The sequence below is a fragment of the Streptomyces sp. NPDC002276 genome (assembly GCF_053891435.1).
Window position 1 is genome coordinate 35018 of sequence record NZ_JBSFCQ010000028.1, and the last position, 17209, is coordinate 52226.

Consider the following 17209-nt stretch of genomic DNA (forward strand, 5'->3'; position numbering starts at 1 on the left):
GCGCGCGTCGTCGTGCGCACAGCCGTGGAGCGTTGCGTTCCGCACCAAGGCTGAGTAAAGAGTGGGTCATGTACCGGTGTGGTTCAAGGGAGTTGACGGCCTGTCACACACCTGTCATGAACACGCAATCAATGGCCCCGGCAACCCGTCTATTGGCATGGACACTTCCCGCCGATGCGCGTAGTTGGTACGACGGTTGTGGCAGAGATCCTGCTAAGGGAGGTTCCATGAGACGTTCCCGATTTACGGCATACGTGACCTCGCTCCTCCTCGCCGCCGGACTCGCCCTCACCGGGGCGATGACGGCGCAGGCGTCCCAACTCGCCGCAACCGGCGGCTATGTGGCCCTCGGCGACTCCTACTCCTCGGGCGTCGGCGCGGGCAGCTACATCAGCTCCAGCGGCTCCTGCGACCGCAGCACCAAGGCCTACCCCTACCTCTGGGCAGCCGCCCACTCACCCTCGACGTTCGACTTCACCGCTTGCTCCGGCGCCCGAACGGGTGATGTTCTGGCGAGTCAACTCACCCCGCTCAGCTCGGCCACGACCCTCGTCTCGATCTCCGTCGGCGGCAACGACGCGGGCTTCGCCGACGTCATGACGACCTGCGTCCTCCAGTCCGACAGCTCCTGCCTGACCCGGATCGCCACCGCGAAGGCGTACGTCGACTCGACGCTCCCCGCCCAACTCGACAAGGTCTACTCGGCGATCAGCGCCAAAGCCCCCGCCGCGCACGTGGTCGTGCTCGGCTACCCGCGCTTCTACAAGCTCGGCACCACCTGCCTCGGCCTCTCCGCGACCAAGCGCACCGCCATCAACGGCGCGGCCGACTACCTCGACGCGGCCCTCGCCAAGCGCGCCGCCGACCACGGCTTCACGTTCGGCGACGTCCGCACCACGTTCACCGGCCACGAGATCTGCTCCGGCAGCTCCTGGCTGCACAGCCTCAACCTGCTGAGCATCACCGAGTCGTACCACCCGACCGCGGCCGGCCAGTCCGGCGGCTACCTCCCGGTGTTCACCAGCGCCGCCTGACCGCTCACCCGTCAGAAGGTGACGCCGAGTCCGACGCGGAGGCCCCGTCCGACGGGGTCTCCGTCAGGCAAGTCACCGAGAACGGCACCGAGTTGGACGTCGTCTTCACCGGGGTACGGACCTCGACACTGATCTCGTTCGTGAATGTCCCGCTGTTGGAGTACGTCGTCAGGAACACCCGGTCCTGCTTGGTCTTCCCGCCGCCCGACGGGAACGACAGCGTCTTCCAGCCGGGGTCGGAGACCGAACCGTTCTTCAGCACCCACCGGTAGGACACGTCCGCGGGCAGCTTCCCCACCGTGAAGCTCGCGGTGAAGGTCGGCGCCTTTGTGTTCGACGGCGGACAGCTCCCGGAATACTGGGTGTTGGCGCCCTCCACGGACACCTGCACCGACTGCGGCGCCGACGAGGACTTGCTCGCGCTCGGGCTCGGCGTCTCACTGGCGGCCGTGGTCTCGCTGCTCGCGCTGGGCGAAGTCCCGTCCGAGGGCTGGCTCTTGGGGGTGCTGGCACCCTTGCCCGCGTCGGTGTTGTCCCCGTTGCCCTGGTTCAGCAGCGCGTACGTCAGTCCACCGATCGCCAGGGCCAGCGCGAGCACACCCGCGGCGATCACGACGGCCGCCCGCCGATTGCGGTGCGGTTCGTCCGCGGCCGTCGGCGTCGAGTAGGAGGTGGGCGGCGGCCCGAAGCCCTGCACGGGCGTCCGCGAGTCCTGCTGCCCGTAGGCGCCCTGCGGGACGCCCGCCATCGTCGGCGTGTACGGCGTCGTGGGCGCGGTGGCCGCACGCGGCGTACCGCCCGCCGCGACCAACCGCAGCTCCTGCTCAGCCTGTTCGGCCGTCAGCCGCTCGGCCGGGTCCTTGCGCAGCAGCCCCTCGATCACCGGAGCGAGCGGTCCCGCCCGGTGCGGTGTGGGCAGCTCCTCGTCGACGATCGCGCGCAGCGTGCTCAGCGGGGTGTTCTGCCGGAACGGCGAACTGCCCTCGACCGCCGCGTACAACAGCACACCCAGCGCCCACAGATCGGACTCGGGCCCCGGCGTACGGCCCAACGCCCGCTCCGGAGCGAGGAATTCGGGCGAACCGATGACCTCGCCGGTCATGGTGAGCGCCGAACTGCCCTCGACCATCGCGATACCGAAGTCGGTCAGCACGACCCGACCGTCGTTCGACATCAGCACGTTGGCCGGTTTCACATCGCGGTGCAGCACCCCGGCGTCGTGCGCGGCCCGCAGCGCGGCGAGCACCTCGGCACCGATGTGCGCGGCCCGCTGCGGCGTCAACGGGCCCTCGGCGTCCAGGAGATCGGCCAGGGACACGCCCCGCACCAGCTCCATGACGATCCAGGGACGGCCCTCCTCCATCGCCACGTCGTACACCGTCACCACATTGCGGTTGGCGACCCGCGCCGCCGCCCACGCCTCGCGCTCCAGCCGGGCGTACATCCGCTCCACGTCACCGGAGGCGAGTCCGGCCGGCGCGCGGACCTCCTTGACGGCCACCTCGCGTTGCAAAACCTCGTCGCGGGCCCGCCAGACCGTTCCCATACCGCCCTCGCCGAGGGGGGACAGGAGTCGGTAGCGGTCCGCGATCACACGTTCAGTGCCCGGTTCTTCGGGCATGGTCGCTCCCCATTCGCATCCGGGCCAATTCTCCACAAACGTAACTCAGCCGAGTGCGGATGCCGCCCCCTTGAGCACCAAACCGATACCGAGGGCCACGACGACGAACGCCGATGCCAACGGCAGTGTCCTGCGGACCACGACCGCCATGGGGCTGGTGGTCCAGCGGGGGCGCCGGTCCAGCACTCGGTTCATCCCTGTACCCAGCTTGACGACGGCGAATCCGGCGGCGGTGAGGGTGAGGGCGAGCCCGACGCCGTACGCGACGACCAGCAGCAGCCCGAACCAGGCCTGGCCGAGCGCGGCGGCCCCCACGAGGACGACCACCGCGGACGGGCTCGGCACGAGCCCTCCGGCGAAGCCGAGCAGGAGCGTACCGCGCAGGGTGGGCGCGGTGGAGTGGGTGTGCGTGAAGCCGCCGTGCGTGTGCTCTACGGCGTGGTCGTGCTCGTGGTCGTGCGAGTGGCCGTGCTCGTGATCGTGGTCGTGCTCATGGGGGTGGGGGTGGTCATGGCCGTGCTCGTGATCGTGACTGTGGTCATGGTCGTCGTCGTGGCTGTGGGGGTGCGGGTGGGCCTCGGTGAGCGTGTGCGTCGAACCGGCCTGGGCATGCGCGGACGCGAGGACCAGCGAGCGCTCGGGGGACTTGGCGCTCGCGTGACGGTGATCGCCACCGTGGGGGTGCGGGTGCGGGTGGGGGTGCGAAGTGGCTTGTGGGCGTGGGCGGTTGCGCCAGGCACGGCGTACGAGGTTGCCGCCCGCGAAGAGGACCAGGACGCCGCTCGCGATCCCGAGCCAGGCGATCACTGAGGGCGTCGCGGCGGAACCGGCCGTGACCAGCAGGCCCAGGGCGATCACACCGAGCGTGTGGGTGACCGTGACCGAGGCGGCGAGCGGGAGCACGTCCTTGAGCCGGGCGCGACCGCCCCGGGCAGCCGCCGTGGCCGCCATCAGCGTCTTGCCGTGACCGGGGGCGAGCGCGTGCATCGCGCCCAGGGCGATCGCGATGAGCAGGGACAGGGCCGCGAAGCCGACACTGAGGTGGTGGCGGGCGACCATGTTGGTCAAGGCCTCCGTCCAACGGTCCACACCACGCGGGAGGATGTTGGACGCGGTCGAGTCGGCCTGTGACTGGTCGCCGTCGGTGAGGGCCGGGCCGCCGGGACGCGCGTGCAGCGACGCCTTCGTGATGTCGGCGGGCGAGGAGAGCAAGTCCTTGGGATAGCTGGTCAGTTCGTGCGACACCGACTTCTTCGGTACGTCCGTCCCGGTCAGCGTCATCCGGTCGGCGCGCGCGGTGATCTCCCGCCAGCCGGGCCCGGTGGTCAGGCCCGCGCTGTGGAAGCCAAGGGCGACCGTGCTGCCCTTGGGCAGCGCCGCCGTCGAACTGCACTCCAGCCGCAGGGTGTTGAGCCCGGCCTGCCCGGGCCGTAGCCGCGCGGTGCTGGCGCCGGGCGTGAGCGCGACCGTACGTCCGTCGACGGTGACCTTGCTGCCCTCGGCGGCCTTGTCGCAGCGCTCCCGGGCCCACTCGGTCATGCCGAGCCGCTTGATGTCGGGCTTGGCCTGGGTCGCCGGGATCTCCGCGAGGTCCTCGATGTGCGCGACGCGCAGGACACCGGGGGCGACGACGAGACCGTCGTAGCGGTTGACCGTGAAGTTGCCCAGCGGGTGCGCGCTCGCTGCCGCCGTGGGGACGAGCAGGAGCGCGCCGGCGGCCGTGAGGACGGCCGCGGTGGACGCCAACAGGCGGCGGACGGGCCTCACTTGGTCGCCTCCAGCGCCTTACGGGCCTTGGCCGCACCCAGCGGCGAGAAGCCCGGGTTCAGCTTCAGCGCCTTGGCCAGGTGGGCGCGGCCGTCGGCCTTGTGACCGGTGGCCAGCTCGATCATGCCGAGGTGGTAGATGAACGAGGCGTTGTGGTAGTCGGTGGCCGTGGCCTGACGGGCGTACGGAAGGGCCTCCGCGTCGCGGCCGTTGACGTGCAGGGCCCAGGCCAGGGCGTCCGCCGTGTGCACGGTGTGCCGGCGGGCCCACTCGGCGCGGGCGGCCTTCAGCGCCGACTTGATGTCGCCGTGGTCGGCGGCGGCGAGCGCGGTGTCGAGGTCGGCGTTGACGCCGTTGGCACGGGCCAGGGCGATCCAGGCGTCGACGAGGGCGTACTGGTCGTCGGCCTTCGCCTTGTCGCCCGCGGCGCCCCGGCTCTCGTACAACTCGCCGAGTTCCACGAGGGGTTGGGGCAGCGGGTAGCGGGAGACGACCAGCTCCAGGCCCTTGATGGCGTCGGCGCGGTCGCCCAGGGCGGCCTGGGCGCGGGCGCGGCCCTCCAGGGCGGGGAGGTAGTTCTCGTCGGCGGCGAGCGCGCGGCCGTAGTAGTCCAGGGCCGTCTTGTAGTCGCCCTGGTTCCAGGCGAGTTGGCCGAGCGTGCCGGCCACGTACGAGATGTCGCCGGGGGAGGTGGCGGCGGCGAGCGCCTGCTCCAGCACGGTGCGGGCCGTCTTGACGTCGCCGCGCAGCTCGTGGACGTAGGCGTAGCGGGTGAACACCGGGACGCCGGGCTTGCGGGCGTCGGCCAGGTCGGCGGCCTTCGACGCCTCGTCGTAGCGGCCGAGTTCGACGAGCGCGTCGATACGGGAGCACAGGGCGCGCTCGCTGTACGGGTTCTCCTTGAGGACCTTGTCCGCGTAGGTGAGGGCCTCCGCGAACTCGTGCCGGGCGGCGGCGAGCGCGGCCTTGCCCTCAAGGGCGTTCTCGTTGTCCGGCGAGATCTTCAGCGACCGCGCGAAGGCGGCCTGCGCCTGCGGGTACCGGGAAGGGTCGCCCTTGGTCCTGGCCTGCTCGACATAGGCCAGTCCGAGCGTCGCCCACCCGTCGAAGTCCTTCGGCTGGCCCCGGAGATGGGCCTGGAGCGCGGCGATGCTCGCGTCCAGACTCCCGCTGGCCAGCAGGTCCGGCGACACGGTGCTGGAGACGTTCGTGACGCCGGTGGCACCGCTGTCCTTCGCCGCGCCGATCGCGATGGCCCCGGCGGTCATCGCCACGGCCAACAGGGCGGCGCACCCGGCGAGTTGGACGACCTGCCAGCGACGCCCCGCGGCGCCCAACCGGCGTACGGCGGCGACGCGTTCATCGGCGACCGAGTCTTCCGGTGTGCCGGGGTGCGGGGCGTGATCGTCGTGGTCATGGTCGTGGTCGTGCGCGTGGGGGTGGTCGTGATCGTGGGAGTGAGGGTGCGGGTGGGGATGGGGGTGGTCGTGCCCAGGCGATGGGGCTGCGGCTTCGGTCGGTCCTGCTTCGGGCTCGATCTCGGCTTCGGGCTCGATCTCGGCCTCGGGTTCGGTCTCGGGGGCGGCCTTGACTTCAGGGCTGGCTTCGGAGTCGGCCTCGGCCTCGGCTTCAGCTTCGGAACTGGCCTTGACCGCTTTGGAGTTGGCCCCGCCTTCGGAACGGACCTCGGCTGCCTGGGAGTTGGCCTCGCGCTCAGGGCCGGTCCCGGCCTCGGCGTCGGTCTCGTCCTCCGCCCACACACGTTCCCACTCGCGTTCCCGCTCCGCCGCCACCGGCGTCTCGCCGGGCTCGCCCTCCGTCGGCCTGTTGTCGTGCTCGCGCGGGGCCATGCCGTTCCTCCATCGCCTGGGGTGGTTCAAGTGCCGTACTGCTGAGAAGTGTTGTCACGCAGGGGTGGCGCGGCCCGCACCGTGGGGGAAGAAGCTGTGCGGGCCGCGCCAGTCGGTGGGGATTTAGTACGGGCGGTGGGTCATCCGGCGGCGCCACCACGCGACGCCCGCGCCGATCAGCAGGACACCGGCCACACCCGAGGCCGCCGACGCGGTGATCAGCATCATGTTGTTGCTGGAGGACGAGCCCGCCGGCTGCAACGCGTCGCCGAGCTGGTTCTTGACGTCACTGCCGCCGCTGGTGCCCTTGGCGAGCGGACCGCGCGAACCCGAGGTCGGCTCGGCGACATAGGGGAAGTACTTCTCGAAGCCCTTGTCGTTCTTGTCGACCGCGTCGCCCAAGTCGTTCTTGGAGCCGACGAGTTCACCCTCCATGACCTGGAGCGCCTCGTCGATCACGTCGTCGGTGAGCCGACGCCCGTTCGGGAAGCCCGCGTTGTCGCCGTCCAGCACACCGAGCCGCTTGGGGTGCGCGGTCGGCGGGATGGACGTGTTGAGGCGCAGCATCTCCGACGGCTTCGCGTACGGCTGCTCGGTGTTGAGGTCCTTGACGCCCGTGAGGAACACGCTGACGAGGTCGCTGCGCGGCTCCTTCGGCGCCTTGATCTTGTAGATCGACTCGATCAGCTTCGGCAGTTCCGGCTCGGTCACGTTCTTCAGGAACTGCGCGTCGTCCTTGGGCTCGGACGCGTTGAACTTGTCCTTGTCCTTCTGCGGGTTGACGACCTCGTTGACCAGCGGGTTGCCCAGGCGCGAGACCTGCGTGTAGTAACCCTTGGCGTTCTTGCGCTGGGTCGTGGAGTAAATACCCACGGTCGGACGGGACTTCGACTGCCGGATCAGGTCGTTCGGCACCTGGAGGGCGATCGTGTTGACGTTGTAGCCCTTCAGCGTGTCGTTGCCGACCTCGCTGAGGTTGCCGCCGTACAGCAGGTCGAACACGCGCAGGTCGGCGAAGAACGGGTCGTCGGCCTGACCGGCGAAGGTCGCGCCGCCGTTCGCCGTCTTGTAGATCGCCTGCGAACGCAGCTTGGCGTAGTCCGGCATCGACGCGTCGCCGACGTCGGAGGGCGCCGCCGGGATGTCGTCGGCGATCTTGGTCTTGTAGACCGCCTTGCCCTTCTTGAGCTTGATCAGCTCGACGTCGTACGACTGCGTGACGTTCAGGTCCGGGTCGGTGAGGCTGGTGACCGGGCCCGTGTTGTACAGGAACGTCTTCTTGTTCTTGATCTGGGTGCTGAAGGTGTAGCGGAAGATGAAGTCGTCCAGCGCGTCACCGTTGTTGTCGACGTGGATGTCGTACTGGGCGTCGTCCGCGAACTGGTAGAAGTTCGGGCCGCCGGCGGGCTCCTCGAACGGGATCCAGTTCGCCACGATCGTGGTGGTGTTCGGCTTATCCGGGCTCACGAACGCGTAGAGGTCCGTGTTGTCGTACTGGGGGGTCCCCGAGATGAGGGGCGCCTCCCGGTGGGAGGAGGCCAAGGCCACTCCCGGTTCCAGCGCGGCCGTGCCGGCGGCTGCGAGCCCTCCGGCGGCGAGCGCGCCACATATGAGGGCCGCGAGCTTCCTGCGTCCCGCACCGCTCCTGGAGATAGGTGTCATGCCGTCCGTCCTCAGTGCCAACTTGCCTGACGCTCGGGGATTCGGAGCTGGTGCCGGGCCGGATTGGTCGAATCCGAAAAGTTTTTTTGGTGGACTCCAATCCGGCTCGTGACCCGCGTTTCAAGACCGCTGATCCGTAACCCATCCTTAGGGGCATCCGCTGCGAATGCCTCGTGTGACGGGATGCGAAGTGACTGACCGCGTGCGGTCGAAGAGGAGGGGCCGCGTGCGGTCGACGAGAGGGGGACGGGTGGGGGCGGACGAACTCCTGGTGCAGGTCGCCGGAGGGGACCAGCAGGCCTTCGAGGAGCTCTACGGACTGGTGTCCGGGCCCGTGTTCGGACTGGTGCGCCGGGTGGTGCGCGACCCCGCGCAGTCCGAGGAGGTGTCCCAGGAGGTGCTGCTCGAACTGTGGCGGTCCGCCGCCCGGTTCGATCCTGGCCGGGGCAGTGCGCTGTCCTGGGTCCTCACTCTCGCCCACCGCCGGGCCGTGGACCGGGTGCGCAGCGCCCGCGCGGCCGTGGACCGCGAGCAGCGCGAGGCCCGCCGCTCCCACAACCCGGCCTTCGACCAGGTGACCGAGGAGGTCGAGGCGGGCCTGGAGCGCCAGTTGGTGCGCCGCTGCCTGGACCGGCTCACCGCACTGCAACGGCAGTCCGTGACCCTCGCCTATTACGACGGCTATACGTACCGTGAAGTGGCCGAGCGGCTCTCGCTGCCGCTGGGCACCGTCAAGACCCGTATGCGTGACGGACTCACCCGGCTGCGCGACTGCCTGGGAGGTGCCGCATGAGCGTCCTCGCCCGACTTTTCCGCCGGGGCGATCTCCACTCGCTCGCCGCCCCCTACGCCCTCGACGCCCTCGAACCCGGTGAGCGCGCCCAGTTCGAGAAGCACCTCAAGAAGTGCGAGCGCTGTGCCTTCGAGGTCCGCGGCCTGACCGAGGGCGCGGCCCGCCTCGCCAGGTCCATGGCCGCCCAGCCGCCGCCCGCGATGCGTGACCGGGTGCTGTCCGCGATACGCAACACCCCGCAGGAGCCCGGGCCGTTGCGGGAGCGCGGGCGGGAGACGCGGGAGTACACGCCCCGGCTGCCGGCCCATGTGTGGGGCGCGGAGCCGCAGGCGTCACGCGCCCGCGTGCCCCAACGGCGGCCGTTCTTCGTGCCGTTCGCCACCGCGACGGCCGCCGCCGCGCTCGTCGTGGCCTCGCTGTTCGCCGTGCAGGCGAACCGGACGCAGGACAAGCTGGACGCGGCGCAGGCGCAGTCGCGTGAGATCGCACACGTTCTCGCGGCTCCCGACGCCCGTGCGACCACCGGCGCGGACACCGCGGGCCGGAGCATCGGCGTGATCGCCTCCGCGTCGGAGGGGCGCGCGGTCGTCACCCTGAGCGGATACGGCGCACCGCCGAGCGGGCGCGTGCGTCAACTGTGGCTGATGCGCCCCAATGTGCAACCGCGCTCCCTCGGGCTCTTCAAGGACGACACGCCCTTGGTCACCACCGGACTCGACAAATCAGCAACATCACTCGCAGTGACCGTCGAGCCCGACGGGGGCTCAGCGCAGCCCACAACGCAGCCAGTTGTCCAACTCGCCCTGAAATCGGTTGGATTCGGAGAGTAATCAGGGAGGGGTCGTCAACGCCCTTACGGGGAAGGTGAATCCTGAGACCTCGATACACGAGTGCCCGGTTGGGGCGATAGGGTTACCCTGCCCGGGCCGGGTGGACTCGTACGGGTGGGGAGTGACATGGAACAGATAGTGCGCAGTAGGGCAAGGGTCCCTGCGATCACGTGCGGGAGCAGCGCGACGAGTTCGCGCCTCGACCGCCATCTTTCGGTGCTGGGCGGCCCTGTCGTCCCGCAGCGCGAGACGGCCGAGGCGACCTCGCTGATGCGCGAGCTGACCTCGCGCGACACCACACAGGAACGCAGCGACAGGGGCGCGCGAGTGAGCAGGGTCTCGCTCTTCGCACCACTGCGCAGGCTGCGCCGTTCGCTGTTCGGCGGGCGCTGAGCAAGTCCTCGGCGTCCCCGGGGAGTTCCCGGGGGCCCGCGCTCAGGACGCGACACCGTCCCGGCGCAGTGCTGCGATCTCTACGTCCGCCATCCCCACGGCACGCAGCAGCGCCTCGGTGTGCTCCCCTAGCGCGGGCACGTCGCCCATCCGCGCCTCGCCTCCGCCCGGCAAGGTGATGGGCGGCAGCAGCGCCCGCAACGGCCCGACCGGCGAACCCACTTCCCGCCACCGCTCCCGGGCCGCCAACTGCGGGTGCTCCGCCACCTCTTGTACGTTCCTGAGGCGCGCGCAGGCCACGCCCGCGCGCTCCAGCCGCAGCACGGCCTCGTCGGTGGCCAGCCCACCCAGCACCGCACCGACGAGACCGTCCGTGCGCTCCCGGTTCAGCACTCGCTCCGCGTTGGTCGCGAAGTCCGGGTCGGTCCCCAACTCCGGCCGCCCCAGCACCTGTTCGGCCAGCCGCCGCCACTCCCGGTCGTTCTGCACCGCGAGCAGCACCTGCCCGCCGTCCGCCGTGGGATAGACGTCGTACGGCGCGATGACGGCGTGCGCAAGACCCGTACGCGCCGGGGGAGTTCCGCCGTGCATCGTGTGATGCAGCGGATGCCCCATCCACTCCACGACCGCGTCCAGCATCGAGACCTCGACGGGCCCGCCCCGCCCGGTGGTGCCGCGCCGCACCAGCGCCGCCAGCGCACCGGAGAACGCGTACATCCCCGCCGCGATGTCGGCCACCGGGATCCCCGCCTTCACCGACCGCTCCGGCGTCCCCGTCACGGACACCAGCCCCGCCTCGCACTGCACGAGCATGTCGTAGGCCCGCTTGTCCGCGTACGGCCCCGAAGCCCCGTACCCCGAGATGTCCACGGCGACCAGCCGGGGATGCGCAGCGCACAGCGTCGCCGCGTCCAGCCCGAGCCGGGCCGCCGCCCCGTGCGCGAGGTTCTGCACGAACACGTCCGCGTCCGCGACCAGCCGCCGCACGACGTCCAGCCCGCGTGGGTCCTTCAGGTTCAGCGCGATCGACTCCTTGCCCCGGTTGCACCACACGAAGTGCGAGGCCAGACCGCCTGCCGCGGTGTCGAAACCGCGCGCGAAGTCACCGCCGTCGATCCGCTCGACCTTGATCACCCGGGCGCCCAGATCGGCGAGTTGACGGGTGGCGAAGGGGGCGGCGACGGCCTGTTCGACGGCGACGACGGTGACGCCCTCAAGGGGCAGCGGCAGAGGCTCCATGCGAGGGATCATGTCCCGCGCCCGGCACCTTTGTCACCAGCACCTTTGTCATGCGGGGACCTCAACGCCCGCCGCGCGCGTACCGGCGTACGGCGAGCGGCGCGAACACGGCGATCAGCGCCGCGCACCACGCCAGCGACCCGGCGACCGGATGGGCCACCGGCCAGGCGGCACCCTCGGGCACGGGCGAGTTGCCGAACAGATACCGCAGGGCCGTGGTCACCGCGCTGATCGGGTTCCACTCGGCCAGCGCGCGCAGCCAGCCCGGCAGCCGGTCCGTCGGGATGTACGCGTTGGACAGCAGCGGCAGCATGAAGGTCGCGCTGCCGAGCTGACCGGCCGCCTCCTCGCTGCGCGAGGCCAGCCCGAGCAGGATGCCGACCCAGGCGCAGGCGAACCGGAACAGCAGCAACAGGCCCACAGCGGCGGCGGCTTGGGCCACCGACCCCTCGACCCGCCACCCCACCGCGAGACCGACCAGCAGGAACGGCACGGTACCGACCGCCGTGACGACCAGATCGGCACTCGCCTGCCCGAGCGGTACGGCGGCCCTGCTCATCGGCAGCGTGCGGAGGCGGTCCGTCACGCCCCGGTGCGAGTCCTGGGCGGCCTGGAACATGCCGGTCATGATGCCGTTGGCGGCGGTCGCGACCAGCAACCCCGGTACCAGGTACGAGCGGTAGGCGTCGCCGGGCATCGCCAGCGCGCTGCCGAAGACGTACCCGAAGAACAGCAGCATCGTGATCGGCATGGTCTGGGTGAGGATCGCCAGCGCCGGATTGTTCCGCACCCGCCGCAGTTGCCGGCCGAGCATCGCGCCGCCGTCGTACGCCAACGCGCTCATGCCGCTTGCTCCTTACGGTCCGTCAGCCGGAGGAACACGTCGTCGAGGGTCGGTGGCCGCAGGCTCGCGTCGAGCAACGGCACGCCCGCCGCGTCGAGTTCGCGGACGAGCCGGGGCAGGGTGAGGGTCGGGTCGCCGGTGACCGCGCCGACGGTGTTCCGGTCGTGGTCGAACGACGGCTCGGCGCCCGTGAGTTGGTCGAGGACCCCGGCCGCCCTCGCCAGCGCGTCCGCATGCGCGACGACGACCTCGGCGTACGTGCCGATGAGCGCCTTGAGTTGGGACGGCGACCCGCTGTGCGCGACCCGACCCCGGTCCACCAGAGCGATGTCGTCGGCCAGTCGGTCGGCCTCCTCCAGGTACTGCGTGGTCAGCAGCACGGTCGTCCCCTCTCTCTTCAAGTCCCGTACGGCGTCCCAGACTTGATTGCGGCTGGCCGGGTCGAGGCCGGTCGTCGGTTCGTCCAGGAACAGCACGTCGGGGCGGCGTACGAGGCTCGCCGCCAGGTCGAGGCGGCGGCGCATCCCGCCGGAGTAGGTGGACGCGGGCCGGTCGGCGGCCTCGGTCATACCGAACCGGTCCAGCAGCTCACCGGCCCGTTCGGCCGGCGCCCGCACCCGGTGCAGCCGCGCGAACAGGCGCAGGTTCTGCCGGCCGGTGAGGTCGCCGTCGACCGACGCGTACTGCCCGGCGACGCCGATCCGGCGCCGTACGGCGGAAGCCTCCCGGACCAGATCGTGCCCGGCGATCCGCGCGGAGCCCGCGTCGGGGCGCAGCAGGGTGGTGAGCAGCCGGACGGCCGTGGTCTTGCCCGCGCCGTTGGGCCCGAGGACCCCGCAGACCGTGCCCCGCGCCACCGCCAGGTCCAGCCCGCGCAGCGCGTGCACGGCGCCGAAGCGCTTCTCCAGACCTTCACTAAGTACAGCGTACGTAGTAGTCATGGGCCGACCATAGCGCACTACGTACGGTGTACGTAACTAGGATGGTGGTCGAGGTGATGATCAATGGCGGACCGAGCGGCCGTACCCGAAGTGATCTGGGCCCGCCCCGAGCGGGCGGGGCGCGGGCCCAAGCCCGCGTACAGCCGCGCGGACATCGCGGCGGCGGCGGTGCGGATCGCCGACGGCGGGGGGCTGGACGCGGTGTCCATGCGGCATGTCGCGGCCGAGTTGGGGTGCGGCACGATGTCGCTCTACAACTACGTCCCCCGCAAGGAGGACCTGTACGAGCTGATGGTTGACGCGGTCAGCGGCGAGCACGAGGAGTGGGAGCCGTCGGGGGACTGGCGGGCGGACATGGTCCGAGTCGCCCATCAGACGCGGACGTTGATGCATCGGCATCCCTGGCTGCCGCGGCTGATGTCACCGGTGTACGGCTTCAGCCCGAACGCGCTGCGGTATCTGGAGCACTGCCTTGCCTGTCTCGATCCGGTCGAGGCGACGTACGGCACGAAGATGCAACTCGTCGGGATGCTCAACGGCGTTGTGACCATGTACGTGAGCAATGAGTTGGCGACTGCCGAGCGGTCGCGGTCGTTGCCGTGGTCGGAGGAGCAGGAACACGCGGTGCGGATCGCGTACTTGGGGAGTCAGGTCGCGGGTGGGGCGTATCCGCGGATGGCTGCGGCGTTCTTGGAGGACCCGGGGCCCATTGATCTGGACGCGATTTTTGATGTGGCGGTGGGGAAGGTTTTGGATGCGTTTGCGTTGTAGGCGTGCGCGGGTTCGTTGTGGCTGGGCGCGCCCACGCGGCGGAGCCGCATATCAAATACAGCCCCGCGCCCTTAAGTGACTCAGATGAGTGTGAATTGACCCTCTGGGCCCTCTTCGTGGTGGTCCAAGACCGATGCGGGGTGGCGCGCTGACTCTGGCGCCGGGAGGACGCCCGCCTTGCGTAGCTCCGCTGCGGTGATTGGATCCGTCACCGTCAACTCCTCCTGCTGCGGCCTCAGTTCCGCCAACAACGCCAACACCGTGATCAGCTCCAGCAGTTCTGACGTCCACGTCTGTTGCCATGTCGTCGGGCGGATCGCCGCCAGCGTGCCCGGGTTGGCGGACTCCGATGTGCGGGACGTGAACCACTCCTCCAGGACGCGTACCCCGCTCACCTCGAAGTCCCAGGACTCGGGCGGGACCGGGGAGATGCGGCCCTCGTCGAGGTGGAGGGTCTCCTCGTCGCGGTCGTAGTGGAGGGTGAGGGGGAGGGGCGGCAACGGGGCGCGGACGTAGGGGCGTCGGCCGCCGGGGAGTTTGGGGCGGTCGCCGTTGCGGCGCGTCAGCCAGAGGATGCGGCGGCCCAACTCGACGCCGTGTGACCAGAGTTCGGCGTCGGCCGTCAGGGGTACGGCCGGGCCGGGGCGTACCGCCGCCACCGTCCAGGCGAGGAGGTCCAGCGGGGCGGGGGAGTGGCCGAGGCGGTTGGCCAGGTGTTCCAGCAGGCCCGGTGCCAGGTTCGGTTCCTCGCCGTCGGGGCGGCGGTACAGGGGGCGGACGCGGCCGGGGCGGAGGACCGGCAGGAGTGATGACGTGAGGAGGGGTGGGCCTGCGGTGTTCGGGGACGTCTCCACCACGAAGACCTGGTGTTCGTCCGCCACCCGCCACAACTCCGGGCGGGCCACGTCGATCACGCGGTGGTCGGGGATCAGCCACTGCTCGTCGAAGGGGGCGTGGAGGATGCGGACCGGTTCGGGGTAGGGGCCCGTGGCGCGGACCAGTTTCTCCGTGCCGCTGGACTGGCCCGGGAGTTGGGTCACCGCCGAGTGGAGGGTGCGGGAGCGGCTCGGCTCGAACAGGGTTTCCCGGTCCGGGACTTCGGCCTTCAGCAGAGCGTCCCAGCGGGCTTTCAGGGTTGCCGCGTCAGGAGCCGTCGGCCACCCCCGGCCGAGCCGGATCGGTGCGACGGACCACGGCATCAGGTCCGCGAGCAGCGGAGCGTCGTCGTGCGTCACGCTCGGCATCGTACGACGACCTCAGTTCGCGACGTCGAGCGTCACCGAGAAGGAGAAACGATCCCCCCGGTAGTGGATGACGGCCACGTCCAGCACTCTGCCCCGGGTGTCGTAGGTGATGCCCGTGTAGTGCAGGATCGGGCTGAGGAGCGGGACTTGGAGGAGGCGGGCGGTCTCCGGGTCGGCGAGGCGGGCCTCCACCGTGTCCGTGATGCGGCTGATGTCCGCGCCGACGACGTCCCGCAGCACCTTGGTCATCGGCCAGCGGATCAGGTCGTCCGGGTCGAGTCGGGCCGCCAGTTCGGGGCGGATGTGGTTGCGGGCGTGGTTCGTGGGCTCGCCGGTCTTCTCGTCGCAGCGGAGACGGTGGTACGCCGCCAGCTCGGTCAAGTCCGTGAAGTACTCGGCCAGTTCGGGCGGCACCTTCACCGCACCATGCTCCAGGAGCTCGGTCGTCATGCCGGACTGCTGGGCCACGATCGCGTCCACCGAGCCCAACAGCCGTACCGGCGTGGCCCGTCGGACGTCCGGTTCGATGAACGTGCCCCGGCGGCGGTGCCGGGTGATCAGCCCCTCGTCCTCCAGCTCCTTCAGCGCCTGCCGCATGGTGAGCACGCTGACGCCGTAGTGCCCCGCGAGCTGTTCCTCCGTGGGGAGCCGCAGCGGGTCCTGGGGCGAGCGGCCGAGTATCGAGGCGCGCAGGGACTGCGACACCTGGTACCAGAGCGGCAGCTTGCGGTTCAGGACGATCGAATCCGGGGCGAAGGAGGTCACGGGGCCATCCGTACCGGTAGGAAGGGATCAGTGCAAGGGCCGTAGGACGGTGGGGAATTGTCAGCGGGTGGGGCGGAAGTGGCGTTGCAGGCCCCGCCAGACGTCGTCGTAGCCCTGCTGGAGGTGGTCGGCGTGGGCCGCCTGGGCCGTGGCCGTCACCGGCCAGCGGGTCTCGAACATGAACGCCAGGCCGTCGTCGATCTTCTGCGGGCGCAGCTCGGCGGCGCTCGCGCGGTCGAAGGTCTCCCGGTCCGGCCCGTGCGCCGACATCATGTTGTGCAGCGAGCCGCCCCCGGGCACGAAGCCCTCCGCCTTCGCGTCGTAGGCGCCCTCGATGAGCCCCATGTACTCGCTCATCACGTTCCGGTGGAAGTACGGCGGCCGGAACGTGTCCTCGCCCACCAGCCAGCGCGGGGCGAACACCACGAAGTCCACGCCGGCCAGGCCCGGGGTGTCCGACGGAGACGTCAGCACCGTGAAGATCGACGGGTCGGGGTGGTCGTAGGAGATGGAGCCGAGCACATTGAAGCGGTGCAGGTCATAGGCGTACGGCACATGGTTGCCGTGCCAGGCGACCACGTCGAGGGGCGAGTGGTCGTAGGTCGCGGTCCAGAGGTTGCCGCAGAACTTGTTCACCACCTCGACCGGGCCCTCGACGTCCTCGTACGCGGCGACGGGTGCCCTGAAGTCCCGGGCGTTGGCGAGTCCGTTGGCGCCGATCGGGCCGAGGTCGGGGAGTTGGAAGGGTGCCCCATAGTTCTCGCACATATATCCGCGGGCTGAACCATCCAGCAGCTCCACACGGAAGCGCACCCCACGGGGGATCAACGCCACATGTCCCGGCTCCACATGGAGGAGCCCGAACTCCGTGCGCAGCAGCAGTCCGCCGCGCTCCGGGACGATCAGCAGCTCGCCGTCCGCGTCGCTGAAGACCCGGTCCATGGAGGCGTCGGCGTGGTACAGGTGCACGGCCATGCCGGTGCGCTGGGTCGCGTCGCCGTTGCCGCCCAGGGTCCACAGGCCGGCCAGGAAGTCGGTGCCGGGCGCGGGCTCGGGGAGCGGGTTCCAGCGCAGTCGGTTCGGGTCGGGCACCGACTCGGTGAAGGGCGCCGTACGGATCGCGCCGTTGTCGGCGCGGGTGAAGGGCGGGTGCGCGGCCGAGGGGCGGACGCGGTACAGCCACGAGCGGCGGTTGTGTGCCCTCGGCTCGGTGAACGCCGAACCGCTGAGTTGCTCGGCGTAGAGACCGAGCGGGGCGCGCTGCGGGGCGTTGCGGCCCTCGGGCAGGGCCCCCGGCACCGCCTCCGAGCTGTGTTCATTGCCGAATCCGGTGAGGTGGGTCAGTCCCTCGGCGGTCTTCCGCGCGTCCCCGCTCATCTCTGCCCCTCGCCATCCGAGCCGTACGATTCCTATGCATCACCGTAGGATTGCGGTTTCGCCGGCGCAAGGGGACGA

15 protein-coding genes are annotated in these 17209 nt (G+C 70.5%); 5 read left to right on the top strand and 10 right to left on the bottom strand.

Annotated elements, in window-relative coordinates; translation table 11 throughout:
* Positions 1 to 227 precede the first annotated feature (227 nt).
* Positions 228 to 1034, top strand: coding sequence for an SGNH/GDSL hydrolase family protein (locus ACWIHT_RS42735; RefSeq protein ID WP_456174028.1), 807 nt, complete (start codon positions 228 to 230; stop codon positions 1032 to 1034).
* A 4-nt stretch (positions 1035 to 1038) separates the two neighbouring features.
* Here the strand turns inward: ACWIHT_RS42735 and ACWIHT_RS42740 are convergent, their stop codons facing one another.
* The 4 genes from ACWIHT_RS42740 to ACWIHT_RS42755 all read right to left on the bottom strand — a co-directional run bounded on the left by ACWIHT_RS42740 (position 1039) and on the right by ACWIHT_RS42755 (position 7934).
* Positions 1039 to 2655: a serine/threonine-protein kinase gene (locus ACWIHT_RS42740; RefSeq protein ID WP_456174029.1), complete on the bottom strand. Its 1617-nt coding sequence runs from the start codon at positions 2653 to 2655 to the stop codon at positions 1039 to 1041.
* Positions 2656 to 2700: 45 nt separating this feature from the next.
* Positions 2701 to 4422 (bottom strand): urease accessory protein UreH domain-containing protein, encoded by a 1722-nt coding sequence (locus ACWIHT_RS42745; protein ID WP_456174030.1) that lies wholly within the window; start codon positions 4420 to 4422, stop codon positions 2701 to 2703.
* The gene (locus ACWIHT_RS42750; RefSeq protein WP_456174031.1) at positions 4419 to 6272 is read right to left on the bottom strand and encodes a tetratricopeptide repeat protein; all 1854 of its coding nucleotides are present in this window, start codon (positions 6270 to 6272) and stop codon (positions 4419 to 4421) included. The genes ACWIHT_RS42745 and ACWIHT_RS42750 overlap by 4 nt, the downstream gene beginning before the upstream one ends.
* A gap of 123 nt (positions 6273 to 6395) precedes the next feature.
* Entirely contained in the window at positions 6396 to 7934 is a 1539-nt protein-coding gene (locus ACWIHT_RS42755; RefSeq protein ID WP_456174032.1) for a DUF4331 domain-containing protein, read from the bottom strand.
* A 250-nt stretch (positions 7935 to 8184) separates the two neighbouring features.
* Here ACWIHT_RS42755 and ACWIHT_RS42760 point away from each other — a divergent pair, with 250 nt between their 5' ends.
* The 3 genes from ACWIHT_RS42760 (at position 8185) to ACWIHT_RS42770 (ending at position 9950) form a co-directional block, all read left to right on the top strand.
* On the top strand, positions 8185 to 8727 hold the full coding sequence (locus tag ACWIHT_RS42760; RefSeq protein WP_093624915.1) for a sigma-70 family RNA polymerase sigma factor: 543 nt from the start codon (positions 8185 to 8187) through the stop codon (positions 8725 to 8727).
* Positions 8724 to 9557: an anti-sigma factor gene (locus ACWIHT_RS42765; protein ID WP_456174033.1), complete on the top strand. Its 834-nt coding sequence runs from the start codon at positions 8724 to 8726 to the stop codon at positions 9555 to 9557. The genes ACWIHT_RS42760 and ACWIHT_RS42765 overlap by 4 nt, the downstream gene beginning before the upstream one ends.
* Positions 9558 to 9683: 126 nt before the next feature.
* A complete protein-coding gene (locus ACWIHT_RS42770; protein ID WP_456174034.1) occupies positions 9684 to 9950 on the top strand; it encodes a hypothetical protein in 267 nt (88 codons plus the stop codon).
* A gap of 42 nt (positions 9951 to 9992) precedes the next feature.
* Here ACWIHT_RS42770 and ACWIHT_RS42775 read toward each other — a convergent pair whose 3' ends face one another.
* From ACWIHT_RS42775 to ACWIHT_RS42785, 3 genes are read right to left on the bottom strand one after another with little or no spacing between them, the layout of a single operon-like run.
* Positions 9993 to 11201 carry a CaiB/BaiF CoA transferase family protein gene (locus ACWIHT_RS42775; protein WP_456174035.1) on the bottom strand — a complete coding sequence of 403 codons (1209 nt, stop codon included), beginning with the start codon at positions 11199 to 11201 and terminating at the stop codon, positions 9993 to 9995.
* A gap of 49 nt (positions 11202 to 11250) precedes the next feature.
* Positions 11251 to 12033 carry an ABC transporter permease gene (locus tag ACWIHT_RS42780; RefSeq protein ID WP_456174036.1) on the bottom strand — a complete coding sequence of 261 codons (783 nt, stop codon included), beginning with the start codon at positions 12031 to 12033 and terminating at the stop codon, positions 11251 to 11253.
* Positions 12030 to 12974 carry an ATP-binding cassette domain-containing protein gene (locus ACWIHT_RS42785; protein ID WP_456174037.1) on the bottom strand — a complete coding sequence of 315 codons (945 nt, stop codon included), beginning with the start codon at positions 12972 to 12974 and terminating at the stop codon, positions 12030 to 12032. Before ACWIHT_RS42785 ends, ACWIHT_RS42780 begins: the two co-directional genes overlap by 4 nt.
* A gap of 63 nt (positions 12975 to 13037) precedes the next feature.
* Between ACWIHT_RS42785 and ACWIHT_RS42790 the strand changes: the two genes are divergently transcribed.
* On the top strand, positions 13038 to 13745 hold the full coding sequence (locus ACWIHT_RS42790) for a TetR/AcrR family transcriptional regulator (protein ID WP_456174038.1): 708 nt from the start codon (positions 13038 to 13040) through the stop codon (positions 13743 to 13745).
* Between the two features lie 80 nt (positions 13746 to 13825).
* Here ACWIHT_RS42790 and ACWIHT_RS42795 read toward each other — a convergent pair whose 3' ends face one another.
* From ACWIHT_RS42795 to hmgA, 3 genes are read right to left on the bottom strand one after another with little or no spacing between them, the layout of a single operon-like run.
* Positions 13826 to 14989, bottom strand: coding sequence for a type ISP restriction/modification enzyme (locus ACWIHT_RS42795; protein WP_456174039.1), 1164 nt, complete (start codon positions 14987 to 14989; stop codon positions 13826 to 13828).
* A 12-nt stretch (positions 14990 to 15001) separates the two neighbouring features.
* Positions 15002 to 15754, bottom strand: coding sequence for a GntR family transcriptional regulator (locus tag ACWIHT_RS42800; protein ID WP_456174040.1), 753 nt, complete (start codon positions 15752 to 15754; stop codon positions 15002 to 15004).
* Positions 15755 to 15814: 60 nt separating this feature from the next.
* Positions 15815 to 17131, bottom strand: coding sequence for a homogentisate 1,2-dioxygenase (gene hmgA, locus ACWIHT_RS42805; RefSeq protein ID WP_456174041.1), 1317 nt, complete (start codon positions 17129 to 17131; stop codon positions 15815 to 15817).
* Positions 17132 to 17209: the final 78 nt, after the last annotated feature.

Excerpts from the sequence above, each read along its gene's own strand:
- ACWIHT_RS42755 (WP_456174032.1), bottom strand. The coding sequence starts at position 7,934 with ATGACACCTATCTCCAGGAGCGGTGCGGGACGCAGGAAGCTCGCGGCC.
- ACWIHT_RS42795 (WP_456174039.1), bottom strand. The coding sequence starts at position 14,989 with ATGCCGAGCGTGACGCACGACGACGCTCCGCTGCTCGCGGACCTGATG.
- ACWIHT_RS42775 (WP_456174035.1), bottom strand. The coding sequence starts at position 11,201 with ATGATCCCTCGCATGGAGCCTCTGCCGCTGCCCCTTGAGGGCGTCACC.
- ACWIHT_RS42765 (WP_456174033.1), top strand. The coding sequence starts at position 8,724 with ATGAGCGTCCTCGCCCGACTTTTCCGCCGGGGCGATCTCCACTCGCTC.
- ACWIHT_RS42780 (WP_456174036.1), bottom strand. The coding sequence starts at position 12,033 with ATGAGCGCGTTGGCGTACGACGGCGGCGCGATGCTCGGCCGGCAACTG.
- ACWIHT_RS42790 (WP_456174038.1), top strand. The coding sequence starts at position 13,038 with ATGGCGGACCGAGCGGCCGTACCCGAAGTGATCTGGGCCCGCCCCGAG.
- hmgA (WP_456174041.1), bottom strand. The coding sequence starts at position 17,131 with ATGAGCGGGGACGCGCGGAAGACCGCCGAGGGACTGACCCACCTCACC.
- ACWIHT_RS42740 (WP_456174029.1), bottom strand. The coding sequence starts at position 2,655 with ATGCCCGAAGAACCGGGCACTGAACGTGTGATCGCGGACCGCTACCGA.
- ACWIHT_RS42785 (WP_456174037.1), bottom strand. The coding sequence starts at position 12,974 with ATGACTACTACGTACGCTGTACTTAGTGAAGGTCTGGAGAAGCGCTTC.
- ACWIHT_RS42735 (WP_456174028.1), top strand. The coding sequence starts at position 228 with ATGAGACGTTCCCGATTTACGGCATACGTGACCTCGCTCCTCCTCGCC.
- ACWIHT_RS42770 (WP_456174034.1), top strand. The coding sequence starts at position 9,684 with ATGGAACAGATAGTGCGCAGTAGGGCAAGGGTCCCTGCGATCACGTGC.
- ACWIHT_RS42750 (WP_456174031.1), bottom strand. The coding sequence starts at position 6,272 with ATGGCCCCGCGCGAGCACGACAACAGGCCGACGGAGGGCGAGCCCGGC.